This is a genomic window from Nocardia sp. NPDC127606, from assembly GCF_042671725.1.
Classification (GTDB): Bacteria; Actinomycetota; Actinomycetes; order Mycobacteriales; family Mycobacteriaceae; genus Nocardia.
Window position 1 is genome coordinate 162,213 of sequence record NZ_JBHXWQ010000009.1, and the last position, 25,547, is coordinate 187,759.

Genomic DNA, 25,547 nt, shown 5'->3' on the forward strand with positions numbered 1-25,547 from the left:
GAAGCATGTACAGACAGTAACCTGCTTCGAGTTCGAAGCAATACCCGAGAATGCGGTGATCGTCGTCACTATGTTTCAAATTCGAAGCAGGTAAGGTGCGGGCATGGCAGACCACGACTCCGCGGCGGACTCCGGCGACGTCGAACCGCTCGAACCCGGCCAGCTCGGGGCCTATTTCGCGCTCTTGGAAGCCGTCGGCCTGCTCCAACACGCCATCGAGCAGCAATTGCGCGCCGAAGGAGACATCAGCTACGTGCAGTTCCAGCTCCTGGCGCGCCTGCTCGAAGCCCCCGGCCCGCTCACGATGACCCAACTGGCCGATGGCGTCGTTTACAGCCGCAGCGGTCTCACCTACCAGGCCGGACTGTTGGAGAAGGCCGGTCTCATCACCCGCGCCCCCTCACCCGAGGACGAGCGCGCCACCCTGGTCACCCTCACCGACAGCGGGCGCGCTCTGTTCCACCGTGTCCTGCCCGGCCACGTCCAGCTCTCGCGAGACCTGCTGTTCGACTCCTTGACCGAGGACGACGTCGACCACCTCGGCGACATCATGACCCGCGTCCGCGACCACATGCGCGCCCAACCGCCTCGCTCGGCCGCGCCCCGCAAATCCCGCGCCACCGGCAAAGCAGCCCGCGACTGATCGGCATCGCCCGAACCCCCATTGAGCACGAACTGGGCAGGAACTGGCCTGGGAAGTGAGCGGTGATCGGCGCGAGAGTACCTCCGTAAGGCAAGCGCAACAGGAGGTCTCGCAGTGAATATCGTTGTAATCGGTGGTGGTTTGGCCGGCATGACCGCGGCGTTATTGCTCGCGCGTAGCGGTGAGCAGGTGACAGTGCTCGACCGGGATGTGACGAATCCGGGCGAAGGAGCCGAAGAAGCGTGGGAGCAGTGGCAGCGGCCGGGCGTCAATCAGTTCCGGCATCCGCACATCATGCTGCCGGCGGCGTATCAGCTGCTCGCCGCGGAGGTGCCCGAGGCTGTCGCGGAATTGCAGGCCCTGGGGGCAGCGACCCACAACATGCTGGCCGGGGCGTATGACCTCCCGGCCATCGGTGGCAGGCTCGAGGGCGACGAGCGGTTCGATACCCTCGCCGCTCGGCGCCCGGTGATCGAGGCGGCGCTCGGCAATACCGCGGCGAAGACTGCCGGGATCACGGTCCGTCGAGGCGTCGCGGTCGCCGGACTGCTCAGCGACGGCGGGGCGATCCGGCCACGAGTGACCGGAGTGCGGACACGCGACGGCGAATCGATCGCGGCCGATCTCGTCGTCGACGCGGGTGGCCGCAACTCACCGGTGGCAACCATGCTCGTCGACATCGGCGCTGCCACCCCCGTCATCACTCGGCACGACACCGGATTCCTGGCCTACAGCCGCTACTTCCGTTCGCCGGACGGGTCGATGCCCGCGCAGTCACCGTGGCCGTTGGAGCACCACGACAGCATCTCGCTGACCACTGTCCCCGGCGACGCGGGTACCTGGGCACTCGCCTTGTTCGTCGCCGCGCGCGATCGCGAATTGCGCGCGCTCAGCGAGCCTGCGGCCTGGCAGCGGGTGGCAGCGTTGTATCCCGAGATGGCGCACTGGTCCACCTATGGTGAGCCGATCACCGGGGTACTCGCCATGTCCGGAATGGAGGCTCGTCATCGCCGGATCGTCGTCGACGGCCTGCCCGTGGCAACCGGCATCCTGAGCATCGGAGATGCCTGGGCGACAACAGATCCCACCTTCGGTATGGGTATCACGATGGGCATGTCGCATGCGCTGCTGCTGCGTGATGTCCTGCGGGAGCAGGGCATCGGCGACCTCGACAAGCTCGCGCTGCGCTTCGACGAGGCCACCGAGTCGACACTCGGCCCTGCCTATGAGGCAACGGCCGCATGGGACCTGCACCGGCTCGCACAGACCGACGGCTCCATCGCCGGTCTCGCGTATGAAACCGACGATCAGGACTGGATGCTGCGCCAGGCGTTGGAGATCGCCAAGCTGGGTGACCCTGACGTTCTTCGCGCATTCGGCGATGTGGGCTCGATGCTCACCAGCCCGGAAGACGCCCTGGCCAGGCCCGGTGTCGTCGATCGGATCATCGAGCTCGCAGGCGCCGGTGCGACGCCGGGACCCTCGCGTGCGGAACTGCTCGCCGCGCTGAAGGGTGCGCGCTGATGCGAATCGAGACCAACGGAGTCGAACTCGAGGTGCAGGTCAGCGGCACCGGCACCGATGTCCTTCTGGTACACGGATATCCGGACACGCACGCGGTCTGGCGCCATCAGGTGGCCGCCCTCAACGCGGCCGGATACCGCACGATCGCGCCGGATCTGCGCGGTTTCGGCGCCTCGGACAAGCCCGTGGAGTTGGCGGACTACGAGCTCACGCACTACGTCGATGACCTCGTCGGCGTACTCGACGAGCTGGGCGTCGAGCGCGCGCACCTGGTCGGGCACGACTGGGGGTCACCCCTGGTCCAGCTGCTGGCGGCCACTGTCCCCGATCGGGTGGCCAGTGTCAGCCTGCTCTCGGCGGGTAGTCCGGCAGCGAATGTGGCAGCGGGTCCGGCCCAGCGCGAAAAGTCTTGGTATTTCCTGCTTTTCCAGTTCCCAGGTATCGCGGAACGCTGGTTGTCGCAAGACGACTTCGCCAACACGAGGCAGTGGCTCGGCTCCCATCCGGACCTACCGGAAGTCATCGAGCGCCTGCGCGATCCGCGGGCGCTGAGCACTTCGCTCGGGCTGTATCGCACCGGAGCGGGGCCGCAGCTGCTCGTCGAACCGCCGGTACTCCCGCCGGTGCTCGCGCCGGTGATGGGGATCTGGAGCAGCGAGGATCACTTTCTGACCGAGGAATCAATGGTCGGGACGGAGAAGCATGTCCACGGAATGTGGCGGTACGAGCGACTCGACGGATTCCGCGCGACGAGCCGGGCTGCCCGACATCATGGTCGAACCGCTCGACGAACAAGCCGCCGCCGTGCTACTGAAAGCGCAGGCGCCCACGCTGTCAGGCAACATGCGACAGCGACTGCTCAGCCAGGCCGCAGGAAATCCCTTGGCGCTCACCGAGTTACCACGCGCGATGCGACAGACGACGGATCGGGTGGTCGAGGATTTCCCGTTGACCGCCCGTCTCGAAGCCGCCTTCGCCGCGCGATCGGCCGAGCTCAGCGAGCCGACCCGAACCTTGCTCGTCGTCCTCGCCGCCGATGTCACCTGCGACGCGGGCAGGCTCCTGCGGGCGGCCACCGAACTCGCGGGCACACCGGTCGGTACCGCGCATCTACAAGAAGCCATCGACGTCGGCCTGGTCGAGATGGCGGGTTCGGTACTGCGTTTCCGGCATCCGCTGATGCGCTCGGCGACCTACGTCCGGGCACCGTTGGCACAACGTCTCGGCGCGCACACGATCCTGGCCGAGGTACTCGCCGACTTCCCCGACAAACAACTCTGGCATCGCGCCGCGGCCACGCTCGGTGCCGACGACGCCATCGCCGCGCAACTCGAACACTATGCACAGCGATCGCGCGCCTGCGGCGCGATCATGGCCGCAGTCGCCGCTCTGCACCGCGCGGCGGAACTGTCCGAGCGGCCCGACCGCACCACCGCCCTGCTCCTGCACGCCGCAGAACTGGCCAGCGAGACCGGCGCGCGCCGCGAGGCCCAAGACTTGCTCGATCGGGCAGACCTCAGCACGTTGGGGCCGACCGAGCGGGCGCGCCTGGCAGGCGTCGAGGAAGTTGTCGCGTTCCAGCGCTACGACGACCACGAGCGTCGCATCAGAGAGCTCGTCGACATCGCGGCCGACGTGCACGCGGCGGACAATACCGACCTAGCGGCGGAGATACTGTGGCGCGCCGCGTCACGCTGCTTCTTCCAGGACGCCTGCGATGAATCACGCAAAGCCATTGCCGCCCAACTGGATACCCTCGACCTGCCCGCACACGACCCCCGCGTACTGGCCATCGGCGCCTACAGCATGCCATGGGAACGCGGCAGTGAGGTTCTCGATCACATCGCGCGACTCGATCCCGATCGCACCGACGCGGACGCCATGCGTTACCTCGGCTACGCCGCGCTCTTCCTCGGTGATTTCCGCCGCGGCTCGGCGTACATCGACAACGCCGCCGGAATCGGCCGCAGCCAGGGAAGACTCGGTCTGCTCTCGGGCATTCTCGGTGCCGGCAACTGGAGCCGCATCTGGCTCGGCGAATGGGACAAGGTCCGCGCCGAAACCGAGGAGTCCCGCGCGTTCGCCGAGGAGACCGGCGAGGAGTTCTATCTCGTTGCCGGGCGTACGAATCTGGCCATGATCGCCGCGTTACGTGGCGAATCCGAACTAGCGGCCGATCATCTGCGCGCGATCGGCGCCAGCCCGCTGGCCACCGGGATGCGGTGCATCCAAGTCGCCGCTCAGCAGACCCGCGGCATGCTCCTGCTCCTGGACGGACGGGCCGAGGATGCGTTCGCGGCCCTGACCCGTGTCTACGATCCGACCGACCCGGTAAGCCACCCCATGCGACGCTGGTGGATCGCCCCCGAACTCGCTGACGCCGCCGTTGCCTGCGAAAACGCCGATACCGCAAGGCAGTTGTTAGCCGATCTGCCGGACCTGGCGAAGCGGCTACCCGCCCCGATGCTGCTCGTCGTCGACCAATACAGCCGCGCGGTACTCGCCGACGACGCCGACTCCGACTCCGCCTATACCGCCGCGCTCAACGGCCATGTCGGCGCGTGGCCGCTCTACCGCGCACGACTGCAACTCCATCACGGACGACGCTTGCGCCGCCTACGCCGTACCTCGGAAGCCCGCGAACCACTGCGCGCGGCCCGCGACACCTTCGACGCCCTCGGAGCCGACCCCTGGGCGCAGGCCGCCCGCAACGAACTGCGCGCAGCGGGTGAAACCAGCAATCGCCGCGCCCCACGGCCCGCGACCAACTCACCTCCCAGGAACTCCAGATCGCCACCCTCGCCGCCACCGGCCTCACCAACCGTCAGATCGCGGAAAAGCTATACCTCTCGCACCGCACTGTCGGCTCCCACCTCTACCGCATCTACCCCCGCCTCGGCATCACCAGCCGAGTCGAGCTCGCCGGAGCCATCTCAGCGATCAGCTGATCCGATTGTGAACGGGAAAGCCCGAATTCGTACCGATCACCATCCGTGTGTTGTCGTTGGAGGTCAGTTTCACGCCGAGTTGTCGATTGCGGGTACGCGAGATCGGTCACCACGTGCTTTTTGCCACCGCCAGCCCGGTGTAACCGGCCCCGACGATGCAGTAACGGTGGGCCATTCCCACCTCTCAATGCTACAGTTTGTGTAGCTACATTGAATGTAGCATTTGGTGTCACGCTGGCAGATGTCAAGCAGCACCGAGCACAGAGAAGCGAACAGCCCCCGATGACCGACCGCAAGAACCGCCCCTACGCATCGCGAATGGCGCCCGAAGAACGCCGTGAACAACTTCTGGATGCGGTCTTGGACGTGATCGTCGAACAGGGCGTCCACAAGGTCTCCATCGACACCGTCGCCAAACGCGCCGGTGTCAGCCGCCCGGTCGTCTACAGCCAGTTCTCCGACTCCGACCAGCTCCTCCGTGCCAGCCTCGAACGAGAAGAAGCCGCGGTAGCGGCCCAGATGAGCGCCGTTGTCCCCCAAGCCCAGCCCACCGAGCGCGCGGACCGGGCGATGGTGCAGTCTCTCGACAACTTCCTGTCCGCGGTGCTGGCCGCGCCGCAACGGTGGCGCGCGGTGTTTCAACTCGCCGACTCGAGCACCCCGGCCTTCCGTCGCCGCGTCGAGCGCGGCCGCAACGCCCTGATCGCCGCGTTCACCACGTTCGTGCAGACCGCGACACCCGCTACCCAGCAGGGCTCAGTCGACGCCGAACTCACCGGTCGGCTGATGTCCGCCGTGTTCTGGGAAGCGGGACGCATCGTACTGGCCGAACCCGAAGCCTTTCCCCCGCAACGGATTCACGATTGCGCCCAAACCTTCATACCTGCCCTACCCGCCTTCCACGACCGGACGAGGACTTGATGAGCGACCTCTACCACAACATTTTGCGCGCCCACCGCTGGATCTATGAGACCACCGACGGCTTCCTCGGCCACCGCCTGCTCTTCGGCAACCCCACGCTGCTGCTGCGCACCACCGGTCGGCGCACCGGCCTACCGCGCACCACCGCGTTGACCTACGGGCGCGACGGCGAGAAGACCTATCTCGTGGTCGCCTCCAACGGTGGCTCCCCCAAACCCCCGGCATGGCTGGCCAACCTGAAAACCGAGCCACTGTGCACGATCCAGATCGGCCGTCGCCGCCATACCGCCACCGCCCGGCCCACTCTTGCCGACGATCCCGACTACGCACGACGCTGGACGATCGTCGACGAGGCCAACAAAGGCCGATACACCCAGTACCAGCAGAAAACGAGCCGACCGATTCCGATTGTCGAGCTTCGGATCAACTGATAGCCCCGATTCGCCATGCCCCGCATCACACGGAAGGTAGGTAGGCGAAATGCCGAACGACACAAGCGATCCCCCCGCGGTGAGACCTGTTCGACCAATGTCGGAGGGGTCTCGCTGCGCGGTCTCCTTCTGTCACAACACGTTCAGCGGGGCCATCGCCGAAAAGTGAACCTTGGTATCTGCGATTCAGCTGGCGCGGGGGCGCGTACATGATGATCGAGGCCGATGCCGACGAGGGCGCCGCGGCCCGCCATGGCCGAGACACCATGCGCCTACGCGAATCCGCCGGCACGGACCATCCGCGCGTAGAGGTCGTCGGCGCGCATCAACTCGTCGTGCGTCCCGACCGCCCGTACGCTGCCGTCGTCCATCACGACGATCCGATCGGCGTGCCGCACAGTCGACAAGCGGTGAGCAATCGTGACGACGGCGTGGGTGCGCGCCCGCGCGGCGATCGCTTCGACGATCGATGCCTCGGTCAGAGTGTCGATCTGCGACGTCGCTTCGTCGAGAAGCAGCACATCGGCGTCACCGAGCATCGCGCGTGCCATCGCGATCCGTTGCCGCTGCCCGCCCGAAAGGTCGGTGTCGCGAACGTGGGTGTCCAGACCTTTCGGCTGGGCCGCGACGACCGAGTCGAGCCGGAGAAGGCGAAGAACCTCGGCCACCTCGTCGTCGGTGGCACCGTGCCGCAGGAACCGCAGGTTGTCACTCAATGTGCCCGGCACCAAAGGGGATTCCTGCTCGACATAGGCGATACGCGCGCGAACTTCCGACATCGTCAGGTTCCGGTAGGCCACGCCGCCCACCGAGATGGTCCCGGTGTCGGGTTCGACGAATCGCAGGATCGTCGAGAACACCGTTGTCTTGCCCGCGCCGGACGGCCCCACGATGGCTGTGTGGCCGGTCGCCGGAATCCGCAGCGTCAATCCCGTCAATGCGTGCGGTGCATCAGGCGCATAGCGGACCGTGACGTCGTCGAAACGCAAGGCGGCGTCGGGCTCGGCGGTCGTCGCAAGCGCAGGCTCGTGCACCACGTCCGCTTCGGAGTGCAGCGTCTCCATCTCCCGGATACGCATGGCGGCCGCAATACCCGACTGCATGGCCGTGATGTGCGTGGTCAGTTCTTGGATCGGTCCCATCAACGTGAACGCGTACAGCAGGAACGCGATCAGCGTCGAGACGGTCAGCGAACCGTTGTCGACGCGCCAGGCGCCGATGGCCAGGATCGCGATGATGGCGCCCTGCACGCCGGTCCACGCGACGGTCCATGCCGTTGCCGAGACGCGCACCGACTCGATCGCGTGTGTCCGGGCGTTGCGTGCGTCGGCGCCGATCAACGTGGCGATGCGATGCTCGGCGCGTGCCGCCTTGACGGTGCGTACCGAACGCAGGCTGCCTTCCAGCACTCCGCCGAGGCGGCCGAGCGATTCCTGAGTTTGCGCGTCCGCCTTGGCAATTCGTGGCATGAGCGTTCCGAACAGCATGCCGACGACGACGATGGCCAGCACGGTGACGCCGAGGAGCATCATGTCGAGCACACCCATGAGGATCACGGTGCCCACCGTCAGGAAGGTGGCGTTGATGATGCCGATCACCGCTGACGACGCGGCCTCCTTCAGCAGCAAGGTGTCTGCCGTGACGCGCGTGACCAACTCACCGGTCGGACGCGCCTGCACCGACGGAACCGTCGCGCCGAGCAGTCGTCGAACGAGCGTCGTGCGTGCGTCGAAGACGATGTTCTCGGCGACGGTCCCGAGCAGGATCCAGTAACCCCACCCGAGTGCGGCGCCGATGACGAGCAGCACCAACAGAGCACCGGTCGGGCCCATGATCGACGCGCCCGTGCCGAGTGCGTCGAGGATCGACTTGGTCACCATCGGCGTCGCCATCACCGTCGCGGAACTGCCGAGGGCGAGCACGAGACCGATCAGCAGGGTGCGTGTGTGCGGTCGGGCATAGCCGATCAGGACACGCAGGTTCGACATGGTCATCGGCGGAGCGGTTTGGGTGGGAGGCGCGATCGTCGTCACCCCATCAATGGAACAGCATTGTTCCATTTTAGTAAAGCGAATATCCAGGGTGGAACTCGTTTATGCTGCACCCGTGGATGTCGAACAGACCGGTGCCCGCGAACGCACCCGTCGCGCGATTCTCGATGCGGCAGTGGCGACGTTCGCGAAATCACCCAACGCGTCGCTGACGGAGGTCGCCGAGAAGGCGCGCGTCGGGCGGACGACGCTGCACCGCTACTTTCCCGAACGATCCGACCTGATCACTGCCGTCGGGCGGCTCACCGAGCAGGCCGTGGCCGACGCTTCGAAGCGTGCGCGCCTAGCTGACGGGACAGGGCTCGACGCGGTCCTGCGGCTGTGTCAGGAGTACTTCGAACTCAGCGATGTCCTCACTGTCATGTTCTTCACGTCAGGGGTGTACGACGAGACCACGTCGTGCCTGTCCGACGACGTCGCGATCGCGGCGGTAGAACGGGGGCGCGACGACAGCTCTATCGACGCAGCGCTCGACGCCTCGTGGATCCTGAACATGATGTGGGCGCTGCTGTATGCCGCCGTCGACCACGTCAACCGTGGGTCGGCCAGCCGCATGCATGCGCAGACACAGGCGCTGACGAGTCTGCGCAAAGCGATCCGCTCGCCCGGGTGACCGATATCTGGGCCACGTGCCGCGGCTCGACCCGCCCGAACACCCCAGTCACTCGTCCGAATTTCGGGGTCACCGGGGCATAGAATCGACTATTCGGTCGATCCACATTTCGGAGACGGTAACCAGGAAGGTGACCAATGTCCGTTTCTCGGAACGTTCTGGTGTTCGTCTGCACAGTGGGTCTGCTGGCGGCGGCCTGTTCATCGAACGAGACTGCGCAGGATTCCCGATCGACCTCGAGCGCGCCCTCGACGTTCACGAGCGAAGACCCGGTGCGGGCCGAGGCCATCATGAAGATCGTCGACGACTACATGGCGCAGGCGCACCTGAAGTCGGTGATCGTGCGCGTGACGGTCGACGGGAAAGAGATCGTCACCGCAGCCAGGGGCGAGTCCATGACGGGTGTGCCAGCCACCACCGCGATGCATTTCCGCAACGGTGCCGTCGCGATCTCCTACGTGTCGACCTTGCTGTTGATCCTGGCCGACGAGCGGAAACTGAGCCTCGACGACAAGCTCTCGAAATACCTGCCCGCCATTCCCAATGCGGACCGGGTGAATCTGCGCCAACTGGCCCAGATGACCTCGGGCTTTCACGATTTCGTGCTCGGTAACACGAAATTCGCGGAGATCGCTTACGCGGATCCGTACAAGGCGTGGACCACCCAGGAACAACTCGCTCTCGCGATCGACGACCCCCTGTGGTTCGAGCCCGGAACCAACTGGGCCTACGCGCACACCAACTATGTACTCCTCGGCCTGGTGCTGGGGAAGGTCACGGGTAAGTCGCTCGCGGATGCCCTGCAGGAGAAGGTTCTCGGCCCGCTCGACCTCAAGAACACCGAGCCGAACCTCACGCCCTACATCCCCGAGCCGGTCCTGCACTCCTTCACCTCGGAACGCCGCGAGTTCTTCGAATTGGCGCCCGACGTTCCGTTCTACGAGGAATCGACCTACTGGAATCCCTCGTGGACGCTCAGCCATGGTGCTGTTCAGACGAGCGACATCTACGACCTGGAACGAAGTGCCGTCGCCATCGGCAGCGGCGAATTGCTGTCCGGGGAGTCGTACCGGGCGATGACGACGACGGACCTACGAGGAAAGACGACAGCAGTCCCCGGTTGCGTCAACTGCCGGCCGCTCGACGATTTCCAGACCTATGGTCTCGGTCTGTGGCTCACCGGCGACTGGTCCTACCAGAACCCACTGTTCTACGGCGGTGCCGCGGTCAACGCCTACCTGCCGTCGGGGAAGATCGCGATCGCGGTTGCTGTCACCTACCAGCCCCAAGCGTTCAGCGCGTCGGGCGGCTACTCGAATGGCGGTGACGCGCTGTTCCGCAAGATCGGCGCGTACCTCGCCCCGGACGACGCCCCGCCGGTCAAGAAGGATGTTCCGTCGCAGGGCGGGTCGTAGATGGCCGACTGGGACGGCGCGGGCTACGCCCACATCAGTGGACTCCAGCGCGCGATGGCGACGGACGCTGTGGAGTCCGTCTCGCTCGCGGGTGCCGAGCACGTCCTCGACGTGGGTTGTGGCGACGGCTATGTGACACGCCTGATCGCGGCGCGGTTGCCCGCTGGTTCCGTGCTCGGCATCGACCCGTCGCCGCGGATGATCGAGGCTGCCCGTACGGCCGACGACCAGCTCACGAATATCGACTTCGGAGTCGGCGATGTCACGACGATGACCTTCCCCCGCGACTTCGACCTCGTTGTCTCGTTCAACGCACTGCACTGGGTGCTCGACCAGGAGACGGCCTACCGGCACATCGCAGCGGCACTCGAACCCAGCGGACGGGTGCTCGTGCAGTATGTCTGCGGCGGACCTCGCCCGAGCATCGAGAACGTCGCGATGGCGGTCACCGCCGATGTGCGCTGGTCGACAGCGTTCGCCGGGTTCGTGCGCCCCTACGTGCATATCGACCCCGGCGCGCTGCCCGCGATCGCGGCGAGTGCCGACCTCGAGGTCACCGCGCACTCCGTGACCGACCGGGAATGGGACTTCGGCTCACGCGAGGCCTTCGCCCGGTGGTGCACGGTCGGGTTCGCGGACTGGACAGCCCGCATTCCCGCCGCCGACATCCCCGTCTTCGTGGACGAGGTCGTCGACCGCTACGAAGCCGTCGTCGGCCGGCCAGGACTGTTCCGATTCCAGCAGTTACGGGCCGAACTGTCGCGGCGGACCCCCTTCCTGGAACCCAGGTAGAGAACTACTCAGTCCTTCGAGGGCGAGTCACTGGGTGCAGAGCCCCTCGGAGCGGTTCCTCGAAGCTGACAGGATGGACACGCGTGCCGCACCCCCGGCATCACGCCCGGTCCGAGCCACTGCGTTGTTCGTCGATGCGCCGGCGCTGGCGGGCCCCGTACGTTGCCTCCTTGACCGCAGTGTCGTCCTCGAGACCGGACCCGAGCGCTCCACCGATGGTCGCGATAGACGCCAGCAGCCAAGCAAGGGTGAGGTAATCGGAGAGGTTCACCCTGTGACCCAGAACGGAGGACAGAAGTTCTGGTGAAAGAGCCAGGCCCGCGGTGAACAGCAGCAGGCAGAACAGTGCCACATGCAGGACGCCGACGCCGACGCCCAGAGTGATCACGGTCGCCAGGTTGTACAACACTGATCGATCGCGTTCGGCCGCCGACTGCGGTCGCTCCCAGAGTTCGTGGTCGAGGATCAGCCACAGAATCATCGCCACGACCGATAGGACCGTTGCTGCGCTCATCCGCCATGGGCCCATCGTGTCGGCGAACATCCAAATCGTGTCGGTGGCCAGTGCGATCGCTCCGGTGGCGAACGCACCGACGAGTACCTTCGAGAGTCCAGTGACCAGTCGCCACGGCCGGTTGGCCCGCACCATCCCCGACACCAGGCGCAATCGCCGCAGTCCCGGGGGTGTGAAGTACCGGATGCCACTCGCGATCGGCGCAGACGGAAACCGTCGCGCCGCCCCGGGCGGCGCGAGTTCCGGGTCACCGAGCATGTGAGAGATCGCGAGTTCGGTGACAGTGCGGACGCGTCGCTCGATCCGGAAGCCACCCACCCCAGGCACGGAGATGAGCGCGAATCGGTGGTCGGCACTGACATCGGCCACCACCGGAAGCGTGTCCTCACGGCGCGGCAGATCGGTGAGGTACACGACGAGGTCTTCGGATTCCGCAGCCGCATCGACCGCGTCGATCACCTCGGCGAAATCCGTTCCCTCGGCGAGAAGGTAGGGCTCGAGGCGCACATACGTCGACCACCGGCGATCGAGCCTGTCGCGGCCTTGCAGACGTCCCGGCAGGCACTCCGCGAGGCGTTCCGCGACATCGGCCGGCTTGCCCGGATCCGCGATCAACAACACCGAGACCCGGTCACCAGCCGCACCGGCTCTCCCGAGCTCGTTCGCGTCCACCGCCCTCGCATACCCGCTCGAGCTGGGCACAAACTCCAGACAGCAAGAGCGAACGACGTAAGTAACTGCTTCGCGTGACGCTGCCTTGGTCATGCGGCCACCCGCAGAAAGGGACGTCACACTGCAACGGACCTAGTCCGGACCGCCGTCCATCCGCGCGAGATCACAGCCACCCCAGCACTACGGCTGACCAAATTTCCGCGGGTCATCGATCACCGACAGTCGTCGCCACGGCGAACATGACGCCCGACCCGACGGCCTATCGGAGGAGAACCGGAAACTCGGTTGGGAGACAGAACCTAGCCGCCGAAGGTTCCACCGTCCGGTGCGCGCGTTCAATGCGCCAATCGGGCGGCCATCGTGGTCAGGTTGTCGGCAAAGGTCAGCACGAATTCGACGCACAGGTTGATCAGTTCGTCGCGGCTGATGTCCATACCTCCGTCGAGCCAGGCCAGGACCAATTCGGCGGCGCCGCCGGTGATCATCAGAGAGACCGCACGGACCAGGGTTTCACTGCCTGCCGGCGGGTCCAGCAGTGCGCGTTCCTGTTCGGCGACGACGTCGGCGATAGTGCGCATGGCGGCGGCGCGGCGGCGCATCAGGATTTCGCTGCCGTGCGCCTCGGCGAAAGCAATTCGGGCGCGGCGGGGGTCGTCGACGACGGATTTGAGGATGGCGGTGACGGCTGCCCGCGTTTTGGCTGCGATGTCATCCGGTGCGGCGGTGAGTGCGTCCAGTGAGCTGCGGATCGCGGTTTCGATGATCTCGTCGTGGACGGCGGCGGCGAGTGCGTCGAGGTCGTCGAAGCTCTCGTAGAAGAACCGCGGACCGACCTTGGCCTGTTCGCAGACTCCGCGCACGGTGGTCGCAGCCCAGCCCTGGGTGCCGATGATGTCGAGGGCAGCGTCCATCAGCCGCTGGCGGCGTTCGTCGCGTCGCTGTTCGGCCGAGGTGCCGCGATAGATGCCGGTCGCTGCCCGTGTCACAGCCCTCAGTATGCCGCATCAGAAACAGGAATCAATCGTTTACGGAAACGACTGATTCCTGTATGTTCCAAGTCACACCACATCGCAACGGTGCGAGAGGACAACGAACATGATGTCGACCCTGGGCCGACGGGCCAAATCCGCCGTATCCGCTCTTGCCGAGCGATATCCTTCGCAGACCCGCACGCTGGCAGACCCGCTGCCCGGCAGCGGATTACGTCCGATCATGGGCGATTACGGTGTCCCGCTCATCGGGCACGCAATACCCGCGATGAGCGACAGTCTCGATTTCGCCCGCCGCCGTTTCGACAAGTATGGGCCGGTGCACTGGGCCGGACTGGTCGGGCGACGCGTTGTCATGGTCTCCGGACCGGAGGCCACCGAAGAGGTACTCGCCGACCGCGACAAGGTGTTTTCCGCGCAGCGCGGCTACACCTTCTTCATCGGCCCGTTCTTCCACGGCGGCATCCTGCTGCGCGACTTCGAGGAACACCGCTACCACCGTCGGATTCTGCAGCAGGCCTTCACCCGGCCGCGTTTGGTCGGCTATCTCGATATCACCAGCCCGGCCATCGAGCGCGGTATGCGCGACTGGACACCGAATCGCGATTTCCAGCTCTATCCGGCGGCCAAACGCCTGCTGCTCGGCTTGTCCTCGGAAGTGTTCATGGGGGCGAATCTCGGGTCGGAGGCCGCCGGGCTGGAGCGGGCGTTCATCGATGCGGTGCGTGGCGGCCAGGCGCTGGTGCGCACGAATCTGCCCGGCGGTCTGTGGGCACGCGGACTGCGCGGGCGCGCAGTGCTGGAAGACCACTGTCGTCGCGAGCTGCCTGCCAAACGCGCGGGAAATGGCGAGGATCTGTTCAGCGTGTTGTGCCGCACCGCATCCGACGAGGGCCATACATTCACCGACCAGGATATCGTCGACCATCTGATCTTCGTCCTGCTCGGCGCGCACGACACCAGCACGATCGCGGTGTCGATGATGGGGTACCAGCTCGGGTTGCATCCCGAATGGCAGGACCGGCTGCGCGCCGAATCGCAGGCGCTGGGCAAGGAGTCACTCGACTATGCCGATCTGGACCGGCTGCCGACCCTGGATCTGGTCTTCAAAGAGATTCTGCGGATGTACTCCCCTGTCGGGCAGCAGATCCGCGAAACCGTGCGGGATACCGCGATTCAGGGTCAGTTCGTCCCCGCTGACACCTTGGTGATGATCGGCTCGTACTCGGCCATGCGTCAGGCCCGCTGGTGGAACGACCCCGACGTGTTCGATCCCGAACGGTTCACGGCCGAACGGCACGAGGACAAGGCCCACCGCTATACCTGGGCCCCTTTCGGTGGTGGCGCACACAAATGCATCGGACTCTATTTCGGCGGCATGACAGTCAAGGCGATCATGCACCGCATGCTGTTGCACTACCGCTGGACCGTGCCCGCCGACTACACGCCGCCGATGGGCTGGGCGACCGGCCCGGTCCCCCTCGATGGCCTACCCATCCGACTCGAACACCTCGGCGCCTCGGTGTCCGCATGAAGATCGCCGCCGACCGCACCCGTTGCGAGGGCCACGGCATGTGCGAAGCATTGCTGCCCGACATATTCCGGGTCGACGACGAAGGCAACGTGACGGTGCTGACGGACCAGGTTGCCGAAGCCGAACTCGACGACGTGCGGCTGGCGGTCGACAGCTGCCCGGTGGAGGCTCTGCGCCTGTTCGACTGAAGCACACTAGCGCCGGAGGTCGGTTTCTTCGGGCGTGATTTCGGCCATGCCGCCTTCACCTATTGCTGTGCAGGCAAATTCAACTGTCCCCGTCGGCGCTGCACGAGACGACGGACGCACTGTGGTCGCGCGCGGGGTGAATGAACACCGCGACAACATCGTTCGCAGAGCCGCAGCCGTGCGAGCTCGAAAGCTACTCAGAGTCAACATGATTCAGTTCTTCGAATGCTGACCGAAGGGGTACGACCGCGGATATTCTCGACAGATGGATACCCCGGTTGCCGTCCAGCGCCCGCCAGTAGCTGTGTTCCGGACGGTGCCCGACGGGGGAACCGTCGCGTGCCTGAGCGCTGTGGTCCGGTCCGCGGCGACGCGGGCCGCGGCCGTGCTGGCACAGGTACCGACCCACTCCGGTCCAGTCGAGCGCACCGCAGCGTTGCGGCAGGGGGTCGCCGCTGTCGGCGAGCTGGTCGAGGCTCTGACCTCGCAGGCCCCGCCGATCGTTGGTGAGGATCTGCCCGCGGAGTCGGTGAGCCAGTCGTTCTTCCGGGTCCGTGAGGTGGAGTTGTCCGATCAACAGGCGGCGCTGCACGGTGTTCTGGTCATCCATCGCGGTGTGGCGGACCTGTGCAGGGCCCCGCTGTCGGGTGCGGACTTGGCGGTGGAAGTCGCGGGGATGCGGCAGGCTGTGCTCGACCTGACCGGCGCCACGGAGACCGACGAGGCGACCGAGCAGTTCCCCGTTCCCGCTGTGGCTGAGAACATTTCGTTGGAGAGCGAGTGGACGGCGCGGTGGCTCGTCGGGCACCAGGTCCACGTCCTGTTCAATATCTGCGCGGCGGTCGCGGTGACCGATGCCGCCCGCCATCTCCGCCACGGCGCGGCCGACGCCGCACTGGAGCGGCTCGAACACGCGACCACGTATGTGCGTGGCTTCCCAGCGGCGATGATCCACGCCAGCACGATCCCGGTGGACTACTACATGGCCGCGGTTCGCCCCAGCATGCAGCCCCCGGAGGTGTCGACCCCGTTGAGTGGCCGACAGCATCGCGGCTACAAGACTTTCCGCAGCGCGATGAAGGATCTACTCACCGTGGTTCCGGATTCCTACGATGCGCTCGCCGCCCGCGATCCCGAGCTCGCCGCCGCCCGTGATGCCCTGCTCGAAGCCGACCTCGTCGACAGCGAACGTCACGTCACGCTCGCCTATTCGATGGTGCGCCTTCGCCGTTCCATCGCGCAGTTGCCCACCGGCCCGGACAACGCCGTCGGCGAGCTCCGGCTGATGCGCCATCGGCGGGCCGCCCAGTACGCACCGCTGATCCGGTTCGGCGATCACTACATCGCCAACGCCGTGTCAGCCCTGCGGAATGGCTGAGCGGACGAACAGTTGCCCTGCTACCGAACGGAGAGCGTCGATGCATGAAATCGCGGAGACCGTCGATATCGCAGACCTGGAGTTGCCCCCGACGGAGACCACGGAGATCGACCACCTCGCTCAGGCACTGTGCGGGGGCGAGCAGGACCGGGTGGACGACCCAACCTGGGTCGCGCGCGCCCGGGACTCCTGGGATGCGCTACCGCTGTCGCTGCGGCGCGGCGTTCGGCAGTTCCGGCGACACTCCGGACTGCGCGGATCGTTGATCATCCACGGCCTGCCGGTCGACGAGATGAGACTGCCCGACACTCCTTCGACAGCGGATTCCGTGCAGCGTGCGGCAGTCGTCTCCGCTGCCGTCCTCACCATGATCGCCTGCGGGCTCGGCGACCCGACCGCGTATCTGGCTGAAAAGTCCGGCGCACTCGTCCAAGACGTCGTACCCGTGCGGGGCAGGGAATCCTTCTCCGGAAACGCCGGTTCGGTGTTGCTGACCTTCCACAACGAGAACGCCTTCCACCTGCACGAACCCGACTACGTGCTGCTGCTGTGCCTCCGCGGCGACCACGACCGGATCGCGGGTCTGCGGACCGCTTGTCTGCGTCAAGCGCTGCCCTTGCTCAGCCGAGCGGCCCGGGAAACGCTGTTCGCACCAGAATTCATCACCGCGCCGCCACCGTCGTTCCCCACCGACAACGCCGTGCGCCCACCGCAACCACTGTTATCGGGTGCGGTCGACGATCCCGACATCAGGATGGCCACGATCGCGACCACCGCGCTGACGCCGCGCGCCGAGGCAGCGCTGACCGAATTCGGCCGAGCTTGCGATTCTGTCGCCCGCACCACGGTGCTCACCCCGGGCGACCTGGCCATCATCGACAATCGGGTCACCGTCCACGGCCGCACCGCCTTCCGACCTCGCTACGACGGCACGGACCGCTGGGTACAACGCACATTCGCCGTCGCCGACTTGCGCCGTTCCCGTGACCACCGACCAGACGACGGGTACGTCCTCACCCGATGATCCGGGATCCCCGCGGGTCACCGCCGCCGTCTGGCACGACCCGAGGGCTCATCCCCGCCCACACGGGGAGCACGGCCGAGCGTCAGTGTGGCCCACGCTTGTTCTGCACTGTTCAGCTGCGCGGGCCGTAAGCATCGACGTTGCGATGATTGCTGTAGTCGATGCGGCCGGGGAGTGCCATGATCAGGTCCTTCTTCAACTCGACCCGGCGTTTAGGTGCGCGGACGACGCGAGTTCCGTTGACGAGGTCGTGGATTGCGCGACGCCCATTGGCCGGAACTGCTGCCAACACGATGCTGACGAGGAAGGAGAGCAAGGCCGCGATCGCCAGGATGTTCAGGATGGCGGAGTCTGGGTTGCCACCGGAGACGGACATGAAGAAAAATGGCGCGAAAATGATCAGCATCCGAATTGCCGCGCTGTGAGGCTCGAGGCGTGGACGCGCCCACGGGTCAGCGGGGACAACGCGAATACCGAGCAGACCCTTGCCGATCGTCTGGCCGTCGCGGCGTAGCAGCATGAAGACTTCGAGTCCGATGTAGGCAGCAAAATAGCAGGCCCAGGCACTGACCGTCAGTACGGCGTCCTTTGTTCGCGGCCAAGTGCTGCAACCGCCACGATGTCAAGGAGTGCCGTCGGAATGCAAAGGATGAAAGTTAGTGCCAGGCAGACGGCGAGGTCGACAAGGCGCGCCGCCAGTCGGCGCCAAAACGGTGCACTCTCGTACGACATCCACCCTCATCACTGATCTCAATCATCTTGGCTACCAGACACTTTGGGCAAACAGGAGAATCACGGTAGCAGAGCCTCGGTTCCCAAACGCGAGTACTGGCGGGTAGCCAACCGCTCGGCATGTCTGACCACGATGCCTGCGCGTAGGGTTCAAGCGAGTCATTTCTCGGATCGGGGCACGCCCGTGAACAGGCAGTTCCCGCCGCAGTCGCCGAGGACGCGCTCCCGTCCGAGGCCGACACCGGCAACAGCTTCGACTGGATCCTTCCCATGAGCATGCTCGACACCAGCGGCAACGAGGGTTGTGCACGCCGACACCACCATGCGCGTCCCCGCCCAACCCATCCCGGTCCTAGCCGGACCGTGGTGAACCGAAGGGATTTCTGTCCATGACCGTCGTGAAAGTGCAACGCAGCATCGACGCCCCGATCGAAGTGGTGTTCGACGCCTACACCGACCATGCGGCGCTGGCGCTGGTGCCCGGCATCGTGTCTGCCGCCGTGGTCCGGCCCGGCGACACCGAACCGAACGGGCTCGGCGCCATCCGCGAGGTGAACGCCGGCTGTCGCGCACATGGGATGCCAAGCACCATCGGCAACACCGGTTGTGAACGGTCCATCGGCGATTTCTCGTCCACGCACAGTACAACGGCCCTCTCACGCGGATTGTGCTCCAGGCCGAACCACATCCACAGACAGCCGGCTCAGATTGATTCAGCTGTGCGGGTGCCGATACGGGTAGCAGAGACGGCCCCGACGTCGAGTTCGACGCCCTTGGCTCTGACGCTTCCAGCAAGGAAGGTCGGCGTGGCGGCTGGTCGCTCGGCGTCGGTGATGACGAACGCAAGCGTGGAATCGGCCTGCTCGACAGTTCCGGTGTACACCAGTTCGCCGTCAGTGCGCACCACGTTGATGCGCACACCGCCCCCGGACGGTCGGGGTCGGGTGAGAATGAGGTACTGCGGTGATGCGCGCGATTTGGCGGTGCGCTGAGGGTTCCACCGCCCCATGATGGCGACGATCCACGCGCGCTCGAAGAGACGGCCGAACGTCGCCATCGAACTGCCGATCTCGCGGTTGACGAATACGGTCCATTCCGCACGTCCGCATGTGAGTGCGTAGCTCTGGTCGTCGAACTGGATTCCGTAGTTCGACCCACTCAGCAGGTCGCGATCCTTCGCGGTCTCTCCGGCGGTCTTGACATGGAGCGTGGGCGTGACGGTTCGGTCAATCTCACCGGGCTGACGCCGGACGCCTTCGACTTCGGGCATGAACGGCCCATCGAGTCCGTAGCGGTGGGCGATTAGCGCCCGGGTGAGCGTCAACTGCTGCTGTCCGGCCCGGGCCGCGGGTTCGATGAGATCGAGCACCCCCAGCACGGATCGGCTGGCGAACATGCCGAGCCCTGCGAGTACTGCCTGCTCCACCAGAGGATCCTGATCACGGATCTGGAGAACAAGCGCATCCTCTGCTTCGGGTGTGGCGATGAGGCCGAGTTCGCGTGCTGCGGTGACACGTTCGGTGTTCGATGCTCCGGATTCGCCGACGATTCGGCCGAGGATCGGCACCGACACCTCGGGGCGCGCACCGGCCGCGAGCGCTTGAATGGCGCGATATCGGCTTACCGGCTCGTCGAATGAGCGGCTGCGTGTAGCGACCGCGACGAGCATCTCGACATCTGTGGGCGAGAGATGTCCGACCGACGGTCGCGAGTTGCGGCCGGGAGTGATGAGATCGCGCATTCTCGGTGTAAGGCGTGGCTGACCAGGCCCGTTGTTGTTCGTTCCCATCATCTCTCCTAGCAGGGCGGATCGACCGAGCAATGCGAGCGCATAGTTGTTCCCTGGTCGTTGGTGAGGTCGGTGCTGTTGATGCCGATTTCGTCGATCCCATCGGGAGGATTGATGTCGACGCCCATCAGGTTGGTTGTTACTGTCCCGGTAGGAAGGCCGAGGTAGTGGCCGACTTCGTGGGCTAGGACGATACCTGTCCAACGGCGTGAGTTGGAGACTTCGAGAACAGCGCCGGACATCGTATTAGCGGCATTTTTGTCGCACGGCCCGCCCACCGCTGAAAAGCCTCCCGCGTTCCCGATCGACTGCACGACGAACACATCGATACCTCCGTCTGGACCCGAAAAGTCGTCGGTGAGATTGTCTGCCTCCGCACCATCCGCGGGATTGAGGTAAGCGTTTGTAGCCTGGCTGGCTGGGATGCGCAGCCATTTGATCTGGCGGATGCCCAGGTCGACTTGGGCGTACACGTCGCGGGCAACCTGGAGGGCGTACTGCATCTCGGTAACGTTGCTCTCGGTCACGAAACCTGAAAAGTCGTTCTCGTGACCGACTAGGAACACGAAGAGATCGATCGCTTCGCCAGAGATCGTCTCGAGGTGGCGCCTCAGCGACCGGGTGGTCGGTTGGCCGGAACCGGGAAACGAGTCGGTGGGCCCGAGCGGACCGAAGACCGACCCATCGGTGAAACGGAAAATGTATCCATACACGTCAGTATCTATGGATATGTCACCGGACTTGCCGAGGCAAGTAGTTGCGATATCGCGCACGCTGAGGGTAGCCATCTTGCGCCTACTGATGTGTCAACAGCACAGGGATCAGCCCGGTTCCGCCCAAGAGGGGCGCCAGGGCTTTGCCGAGGATTGCCCCGACCGCCGCGGCGGGGTCATCGACACGCATCGCATGACCGACGGTTGGCGAGGTAGTGAGCAGATCGCCGGCCGCGATGGCACCGTGTCCGGCGTCCGCCTGGCAATACACCCGACCCACGAGTGCCACCGGCACGCGGCGCTCGCCCGGGCGAGCGCCGAGCCGAAGCCCGGCCCGCCAGCCTCCTGCGCCGGAGGCCACGCCGATAACCCGCCGGTCGAGCGCCTCAGTGGCCGGGGCAACCTCGTCTGGCCCGACGGAAACCAGCACCGAACCGGGCTCGACCGGGGTTGCGGTTTCGAAGTCCTCTGCCAGATCGGCCCCCATCAGGCTTATGTCACCGCTGTTTCCGTCGAGGTGAATACGCCGAACCCCATCGCGATCATTGACAACAATGTCGCCGTCCCTCGCCCCCAGGCCGGGCACGGTGGGGCCGACGGCGAGGGTGGCGCTGCCGCCATCAAAGGTGAGTACCTTCTCCCCCGTGCCGTCAACGACGGTGATGTTGCCCTCGCTTTCGATCGCTCCTACGGTCAGGGCCGCGCCGCCGTCGCTGCTGCTCGAAAGAGTGATTGCCTGCCGGTCATTTCTGTCGATGATATCGATTCGCCCCGGCGCGAGCTTCGCCCCAACTCTCATTACAGTGGTCCCGAAGGTCAAGGCCTGGGACACGCTGAGTTGGAAGATCTGCGCCAGCCCGCCGAAGAGTCTCCTGCTGAGCCGCACGTCCCCGGCGATCTGGATGTCGCCTGAGATCTGGATGTTGCCGGCGCTGTCGAGCATGAGGTCGTCTCGATCTTGGTTTTCGTTCCTGATCGCGAAGCGGGCGCCTCCGGCCGCATCGGCATCGTTCGTCGCGCGCAGGCTGTAGTGCTGGGTACCGTTTCCCCGCGACCGAATCGACAACTTCGGGCTGCCGTTCCGCTCGAGCCGCACGTTCCCCGGGATCTGGATGTTGCCGGCGCTGTCGAGTACGAGGTCGTCTCGATCTTGGCCCTCATTCCTGATCGCGAAGCGGGCACCTCCGGCCGCATCGGCATCGTTCGTCGCGCGCAGGCTGTAGTGCTGGGAACCGCTTCCCCGCGACCGAATCGACAACTTCGGGCTGCCGTTCCGCTCGAGCCGCACGTTCCCGGCAACCTGTAGTAGCTCTGCTGGTGACGAGGTTCCGATACCGACTGCTGTCGATGAGAGCGCCAGTACGCTGCTATTTCCACCCTGATCCTCAACCGTCTGGGCGACCGTATTCAACGCCTGATCGATCCGTAGATTCACCATTCTGACCACTTCCCTACCAGTGCGAGGCTCGAATAGAATTCTGATGACGAAATCAATCAAACGCACGAGTAGTCGGCTACCTGTTTTCACCGGTCACGTCCATGACTCACACTCGGCAATCAACTGTCCGTCGGCCAAACCAGTGGCAAGATCTGCCGCATAAACGATCTCTCTCTACCAGCCGATCAGCAGCGCAATACAGGTTCTTCTCAACTAGATGAACCTTGGGCACCCGCACCGACTGCCACCGGTTGCCGGTGTTGAACCTCGTCTCAAAGGACCCGCATTCCGCGAACTCTGCGCAGCGTCGGAAACCGTGTCCGGAACCGAGTTGTCTTGACTCGGACTCGTCGGTCCGGCGGGCTTCACTGGAGTCGACGGCGGGAATGGTGGAACCGATTGGGGTCGTCGTCCATGGCCGCAGGCGAACCTTCCGCCGTCCGGCAATCGTTAGCAAAAGTTCAGTTCGCGATAGGTGCCGAATCGCTACGTGGACGATATTCGAGGGCGCTACCGTTATTCGCAGTGCCGATCCATCCAGATCTCATCGTGGCGAGTGGAGTATGGCCGTGATCCGTGCAGGCGTATTCATCGGTGTGGACCGAACAGGGAATCTGCATGAACTCAGTGACGCGGCATCCGGCGCCGCGAGCATGCACGCTTGGGCGCTCGGGCAGGGCATGAAGGACAACGTCACCGCGAAGCTCATCACGGATGCAAACAATCGGACAGTGACGCCGGACGAGATCTTCACTGCGATCGACGAAATTATCGGGGGGCCGGGGGTCGACCAGCTAATCGTGTACTACGCAGGTCACGGCGTGAATATAAATCGAAACGAGCACTGGCTTCTTTCGGAAGCGCCGAGGAGATCGAACGCGGCCGTCGACGTCACCATCAGCGTCGAACTTGCGCGCTTCTGTGGGATCCCCCACGTGGTCGTCATCTCGGACGCATGTCGAGTTGCGGCAGAGGGCATTCAGGCGCAAGCGGTTCGCGGGGACAGCATCTTTCCGAATGAGGGTGCGGCAGTGCTGTCCAACCCGGTAGACCAGTTCTTCGCCTGTCTGCGGGGCAGTGCCGCCACGGAGTTGCGTGATCCGACGAAGACCGCGCGGAACTACACCGCTGTGTATACCCGGGCGCTCATCGACGCCTTGCACGGATCCCGTTCGGACATCCTCGAGCGGCTCAGCGGGAACGGCGATGATGCGCGCTATCTCAAAGTTCGGGCTCTGAAGCGCTTTCTCGAGGCGGAGATTCCGCAGCGTGTCCGAGCGCTGGGGCTCGAGCGGATGGTGAACCAGAATCCGGATGCCATCATCACCTCCGAGAACGCCTGGCTGGCCCGGATCGACGGCGTGCCACAGGTGGCCCGCGACGATCCGAGTCCGCTCGAAGCGACCGGGCGGATTCGCCGGGCGCCACCGACCTTCCGCGAGACCGTGGTGGACTTGACACGTGCCGCGCTTGAGGTAACCCCGGTCGATTGGGACGATACGGTGGCGCGTTCTCGTCGATCACCCGCCGTCAGTGCCGGATTCTCGGTCACGCTCGACGCCGTCGCACCGCGATTCGGTCCTGACCATTTCGAGACCGGCTGCGGCATAAAGATCCGAGGCGCCCGGATCCAAGGCGTTTTCGCTCCGACTGTGCAGGCTTCGCGATCGACGCAAGGCGACCTCGTGCGGGTGGAAGGTCTGCGGAGCGGCGGATGCAGCATCCTGGTGCGGTTCGAGAACGGTAGTGGCACAGTCATTCCCGCCATTGCCGGATTCATCGCGGCGTTGACCGTCGACAACGGCGAGCTTGTCGACGTCGCGTACGAGCCGTCGGCCAACTCATGGCGTTGGCAGGTGTACGCGGACCGGATGACGGAACTCCGCGCGCTGCGGGCGGTGGCCGCGGCCTCATCACAGCAAGGTCGCTACCAACTCGACCCGGCGGACGCGCCCACCGTGGCCAGACGTATGCAGTGGGGGAAGGGAATCGATCCAGCGCTGGCGCTTTACGCCGCGTACGCGTACTACGATCTCCAGGACATCGACCACATCCGCGAGATGTCGTCATTTCTGGCTCAGGACCTGAAGGTCCACTTGTTCGACCTCGAGCTACTCGGCCGCAATCTGGTGGACGGATCGGCGGAAGCTACGAATACTTTGCCTGCCGTCCCGATGTTCGCCCAGGGCTGGCCATTGCTACGAGCACACCGATTTCGACTCCATCCAGACCTCGACGGCCTCGACAATGATCTCGTGGACTCCGTGTGGTCGCTGTATCGGCCGGGCGGGGTGCGGAAACTTCACAACGCACTCTCAACCGGGGAGCTGAAATGACTCGACAATTGGTTCTGATCCACGGACGCGCCCAGGAACACAAGAATTCTGTGGCGCTGAAGGCAGAATGGCTCAACGCCCTCGCAACGGGCCTGGCGAAGAGCAATCTGAGTCTGCCGATCGACGAGGCAGATGTTCGGTTCCCGTACTACGGTGACACCCTCAACGACCTGGTTTCCGGCAGATCCGATCAGGAGGCCGCAGCTGTCGTCGTCCGTGGCCAGGACACCAATGACGACGAGCAGCGCTTCATCAGAGCAGTATTGGAGGAGATCCGGGTCCAGAACAACATTACACGCGACCAGTTGGCGGCGGTCACGGGTCAGGATGTCGTCGAGAAGGGCCCGCTCAACTGGGAATGGACGCAAGCGATCCTGCGGGCGGTCGACCGCAACGTGCCGCAGGGAAGCGGGGCGAGCATCGCGCTGTTCACTCTCGATGTGTATCAATATCTTCGGAACGCGGCGATCCGCGAGGCGATCGAGACCGGAATCGCTCAGGCGATGAAACCGGGAACCGAATCGGTCGTCGTGGCGCATTCGCTCGGCACCATCATCGGCTACAAGATGCTTCGGGCGGAGGGACACCTGCGGGATTGGAACGTTCCCCTCTTCGTGACCCTGGGGTCGCCGCTCGCCGTGACCGAGATCCGCAAGACGATCAAGAACTTCGCGACAACGCGGTGTCCGGAATGCGTCGGCCGGTGGCACAACGCGATGGACGACCGCGACGTGGTGGCGCTGTATCCACTGACACCGCAACACTTCCCGCTCAACCCGGAGGAACCGACGATCGAGAACAGAACCGACGTGAACAACCACACCACCAATCGGCACGGCATCACCGGATATCTCGATGACCGTGACGTCGCGAAGCTGATCCACGATGCGCTCGTCGGTTGA

22 protein-coding genes are annotated in these 25,547 nt (G+C 65.1%); 15 read left to right on the forward strand and 7 right to left on the reverse strand.

All coding sequences use genetic code 11. The annotated features are described in order from the left end of the window. Positions 1-103 precede the first annotated feature (103 nt). The 6 genes from ACFVJ5_RS30415 to ACFVJ5_RS30440 all read left to right on the forward strand — a co-directional run bounded on the left by ACFVJ5_RS30415 (position 104) and on the right by ACFVJ5_RS30440 (position 6,467). The gene (locus ACFVJ5_RS30415) at positions 104-643 is read left to right on the forward strand and encodes a MarR family winged helix-turn-helix transcriptional regulator (protein ID WP_379225399.1); all 540 of its coding nucleotides are present in this window, start codon (positions 104-106) and stop codon (positions 641-643) included. A 114-nt stretch (positions 644-757) separates the two neighbouring features. Beyond that, on the forward strand, positions 758-2,167 hold the full coding sequence (locus ACFVJ5_RS30420; RefSeq protein ID WP_379225401.1) for an NAD(P)/FAD-dependent oxidoreductase: 1,410 nt from the start codon (positions 758-760) through the stop codon (positions 2,165-2,167). Next, complete coding sequence (locus ACFVJ5_RS30425) at positions 2,167-3,888, forward strand: alpha/beta fold hydrolase (protein WP_379225645.1); 1,722 nt, start codon at positions 2,167-2,169, stop codon at positions 3,886-3,888. The genes ACFVJ5_RS30420 and ACFVJ5_RS30425 overlap by 1 nt, the downstream gene beginning before the upstream one ends. 1,068 nt (positions 3,889-4,956) lie before the next feature. Beyond that, positions 4,957-5,115 (forward strand): response regulator transcription factor, encoded by a 159-nt coding sequence (locus tag ACFVJ5_RS30430; protein ID WP_379225647.1) that lies wholly within the window; start codon positions 4,957-4,959, stop codon positions 5,113-5,115. Positions 5,116-5,397: 282 nt separating this feature from the next. After that, positions 5,398-6,036: a TetR/AcrR family transcriptional regulator gene (locus tag ACFVJ5_RS30435; RefSeq protein ID WP_379225403.1), complete on the forward strand. Its 639-nt coding sequence runs from the start codon at positions 5,398-5,400 to the stop codon at positions 6,034-6,036. Then, complete coding sequence (locus ACFVJ5_RS30440; protein WP_379225405.1) at positions 6,036-6,467, forward strand: nitroreductase family deazaflavin-dependent oxidoreductase; 432 nt, start codon at positions 6,036-6,038, stop codon at positions 6,465-6,467. The genes ACFVJ5_RS30435 and ACFVJ5_RS30440 overlap by 1 nt, the downstream gene beginning before the upstream one ends. A gap of 272 nt (positions 6,468-6,739) precedes the next feature. On the opposite strand, the gene ACFVJ5_RS30445 is transcribed toward ACFVJ5_RS30440, so the two are convergent. Next, positions 6,740-8,461, reverse strand: coding sequence for an ABC transporter ATP-binding protein (locus ACFVJ5_RS30445; protein ID WP_379225407.1), 1,722 nt, complete (start codon positions 8,459-8,461; stop codon positions 6,740-6,742). Between ACFVJ5_RS30445 and ACFVJ5_RS30450 the strand changes: the two genes are divergently transcribed. The 3 genes from ACFVJ5_RS30450 to ACFVJ5_RS30460 all read left to right on the forward strand — a co-directional run bounded on the left by ACFVJ5_RS30450 (position 8,454) and on the right by ACFVJ5_RS30460 (position 11,338). Beyond that, positions 8,454-9,131, forward strand: a complete 678-nt coding sequence (locus ACFVJ5_RS30450; protein WP_379225409.1) for a TetR/AcrR family transcriptional regulator — start codon at positions 8,454-8,456, stop codon at positions 9,129-9,131. The genes ACFVJ5_RS30445 and ACFVJ5_RS30450 overlap by 8 nt on opposite strands. Positions 9,132-9,268: 137 nt before the next feature. Then, the gene (locus ACFVJ5_RS30455) at positions 9,269-10,546 is read left to right on the forward strand and encodes a serine hydrolase domain-containing protein (protein ID WP_379225411.1); all 1,278 of its coding nucleotides are present in this window, start codon (positions 9,269-9,271) and stop codon (positions 10,544-10,546) included. Beyond that, positions 10,547-11,338, forward strand: a complete 792-nt coding sequence (locus ACFVJ5_RS30460; protein ID WP_379225413.1) for a class I SAM-dependent methyltransferase — start codon at positions 10,547-10,549, stop codon at positions 11,336-11,338. A gap of 100 nt (positions 11,339-11,438) precedes the next feature. On the opposite strand, the gene ACFVJ5_RS30465 is transcribed toward ACFVJ5_RS30460, so the two are convergent. Together ACFVJ5_RS30465 and ACFVJ5_RS30470 are read right to left on the reverse strand one after the other, a co-directional pair. Further along, a complete protein-coding gene (locus tag ACFVJ5_RS30465) occupies positions 11,439-12,524 on the reverse strand; it encodes a hypothetical protein (protein WP_379225415.1) in 1,086 nt (361 codons plus the stop codon). 335 nt (positions 12,525-12,859) lie between these two features. Continuing rightward, a complete protein-coding gene (locus ACFVJ5_RS30470; protein WP_379225417.1) occupies positions 12,860-13,510 on the reverse strand; it encodes a TetR/AcrR family transcriptional regulator in 651 nt (216 codons plus the stop codon). 109 nt (positions 13,511-13,619) lie between these two features. On the opposite strand from ACFVJ5_RS30470, the gene ACFVJ5_RS30475 reads away from it, so the two are divergent. The 4 genes from ACFVJ5_RS30475 (at position 13,620) to ACFVJ5_RS30490 (ending at position 17,637) form a co-directional block, all read left to right on the forward strand. After that, positions 13,620-15,047, forward strand: coding sequence for a cytochrome P450 (locus ACFVJ5_RS30475; protein ID WP_379225419.1), 1,428 nt, complete (start codon positions 13,620-13,622; stop codon positions 15,045-15,047). Next, on the forward strand, positions 15,044-15,235 hold the full coding sequence (locus ACFVJ5_RS30480; RefSeq protein WP_379225421.1) for a ferredoxin: 192 nt from the start codon (positions 15,044-15,046) through the stop codon (positions 15,233-15,235). The genes ACFVJ5_RS30475 and ACFVJ5_RS30480 overlap by 4 nt, the downstream gene beginning before the upstream one ends. Positions 15,236-15,500: 265 nt before the next feature. Further along, complete coding sequence (locus ACFVJ5_RS30485; RefSeq protein ID WP_379225423.1) at positions 15,501-16,613, forward strand: hypothetical protein; 1,113 nt, start codon at positions 15,501-15,503, stop codon at positions 16,611-16,613. A gap of 40 nt (positions 16,614-16,653) precedes the next feature. After that, a complete protein-coding gene (locus ACFVJ5_RS30490; protein WP_379225425.1) occupies positions 16,654-17,637 on the forward strand; it encodes a TauD/TfdA family dioxygenase in 984 nt (327 codons plus the stop codon). 112 nt (positions 17,638-17,749) lie between these two features. Here the strand turns inward: ACFVJ5_RS30490 and ACFVJ5_RS30495 are convergent, their stop codons facing one another. The 4 genes from ACFVJ5_RS30495 to ACFVJ5_RS30510 all read right to left on the reverse strand — a co-directional run bounded on the left by ACFVJ5_RS30495 (position 17,750) and on the right by ACFVJ5_RS30510 (position 22,309). Next, the gene (locus ACFVJ5_RS30495) at positions 17,750-18,214 is read right to left on the reverse strand and encodes an RDD family protein (protein ID WP_379225649.1); all 465 of its coding nucleotides are present in this window, start codon (positions 18,212-18,214) and stop codon (positions 17,750-17,752) included. A gap of 858 nt (positions 18,215-19,072) precedes the next feature. Continuing rightward, positions 19,073-20,038 carry a HEAT repeat domain-containing protein gene (locus ACFVJ5_RS30500; RefSeq protein WP_379225427.1) on the reverse strand — a complete coding sequence of 322 codons (966 nt, stop codon included), beginning with the start codon at positions 20,036-20,038 and terminating at the stop codon, positions 19,073-19,075. A 128-nt stretch (positions 20,039-20,166) separates the two neighbouring features. Continuing rightward, the gene (locus ACFVJ5_RS30505; RefSeq protein ID WP_379225429.1) at positions 20,167-20,946 is read right to left on the reverse strand and encodes a reprolysin-like metallopeptidase; all 780 of its coding nucleotides are present in this window, start codon (positions 20,944-20,946) and stop codon (positions 20,167-20,169) included. Between the two features lie 7 nt (positions 20,947-20,953). Continuing rightward, entirely contained in the window at positions 20,954-22,309 is a 1,356-nt protein-coding gene (locus ACFVJ5_RS30510) for a hypothetical protein (protein WP_379225431.1), read from the reverse strand. Between the two features lie 563 nt (positions 22,310-22,872). Here ACFVJ5_RS30510 and ACFVJ5_RS30515 point away from each other — a divergent pair. Both ACFVJ5_RS30515 and ACFVJ5_RS30520 read left to right on the forward strand, forming a co-directional pair. Then, a complete protein-coding gene (locus ACFVJ5_RS30515) occupies positions 22,873-24,645 on the forward strand; it encodes a hypothetical protein (RefSeq protein WP_379225433.1) in 1,773 nt (590 codons plus the stop codon). Next, positions 24,642-25,547: a hypothetical protein gene (locus ACFVJ5_RS30520; protein ID WP_379225435.1), complete on the forward strand. Its 906-nt coding sequence runs from the start codon at positions 24,642-24,644 to the stop codon at positions 25,545-25,547. Before ACFVJ5_RS30515 ends, ACFVJ5_RS30520 begins: the two co-directional genes overlap by 4 nt.

Excerpts from the sequence above, each read along its gene's own strand:
- ACFVJ5_RS30520 (WP_379225435.1), top strand. The coding sequence starts at position 24,642 with ATGACTCGACAATTGGTTCTGATCCACGGACGCGCCCAGGAACACAAG.
- ACFVJ5_RS30445 (WP_379225407.1), bottom strand. The coding sequence starts at position 8,461 with ATGACCATGTCGAACCTGCGTGTCCTGATCGGCTATGCCCGACCGCAC.
- ACFVJ5_RS30460 (WP_379225413.1), top strand. The coding sequence starts at position 10,547 with ATGGCCGACTGGGACGGCGCGGGCTACGCCCACATCAGTGGACTCCAG.
- ACFVJ5_RS30475 (WP_379225419.1), top strand. The coding sequence starts at position 13,620 with ATGATGTCGACCCTGGGCCGACGGGCCAAATCCGCCGTATCCGCTCTT.
- ACFVJ5_RS30450 (WP_379225409.1), top strand. The coding sequence starts at position 8,454 with ATGGTCATCGGCGGAGCGGTTTGGGTGGGAGGCGCGATCGTCGTCACC.
- ACFVJ5_RS30510 (WP_379225431.1), bottom strand. The coding sequence starts at position 22,309 with ATGGTGAATCTACGGATCGATCAGGCGTTGAATACGGTCGCCCAGACG.
- ACFVJ5_RS30485 (WP_379225423.1), top strand. The coding sequence starts at position 15,501 with ATGGATACCCCGGTTGCCGTCCAGCGCCCGCCAGTAGCTGTGTTCCGG.
- ACFVJ5_RS30480 (WP_379225421.1), top strand. The coding sequence starts at position 15,044 with ATGAAGATCGCCGCCGACCGCACCCGTTGCGAGGGCCACGGCATGTGC.
- ACFVJ5_RS30455 (WP_379225411.1), top strand. The coding sequence starts at position 9,269 with ATGTCCGTTTCTCGGAACGTTCTGGTGTTCGTCTGCACAGTGGGTCTG.
- ACFVJ5_RS30500 (WP_379225427.1), bottom strand. The coding sequence starts at position 20,038 with ATGCTCGTCGCGGTCGCTACACGCAGCCGCTCATTCGACGAGCCGGTA.
- ACFVJ5_RS30440 (WP_379225405.1), top strand. The coding sequence starts at position 6,036 with ATGAGCGACCTCTACCACAACATTTTGCGCGCCCACCGCTGGATCTAT.
- ACFVJ5_RS30415 (WP_379225399.1), top strand. The coding sequence starts at position 104 with ATGGCAGACCACGACTCCGCGGCGGACTCCGGCGACGTCGAACCGCTC.
- ACFVJ5_RS30515 (WP_379225433.1), top strand. The coding sequence starts at position 22,873 with ATGGCCGTGATCCGTGCAGGCGTATTCATCGGTGTGGACCGAACAGGG.
- ACFVJ5_RS30435 (WP_379225403.1), top strand. The coding sequence starts at position 5,398 with ATGACCGACCGCAAGAACCGCCCCTACGCATCGCGAATGGCGCCCGAA.
- ACFVJ5_RS30505 (WP_379225429.1), bottom strand. The coding sequence starts at position 20,946 with ATGGCTACCCTCAGCGTGCGCGATATCGCAACTACTTGCCTCGGCAAG.
- ACFVJ5_RS30425 (WP_379225645.1), top strand. The coding sequence starts at position 2,167 with ATGCGAATCGAGACCAACGGAGTCGAACTCGAGGTGCAGGTCAGCGGC.
- ACFVJ5_RS30490 (WP_379225425.1), top strand. The coding sequence starts at position 16,654 with ATGCATGAAATCGCGGAGACCGTCGATATCGCAGACCTGGAGTTGCCC.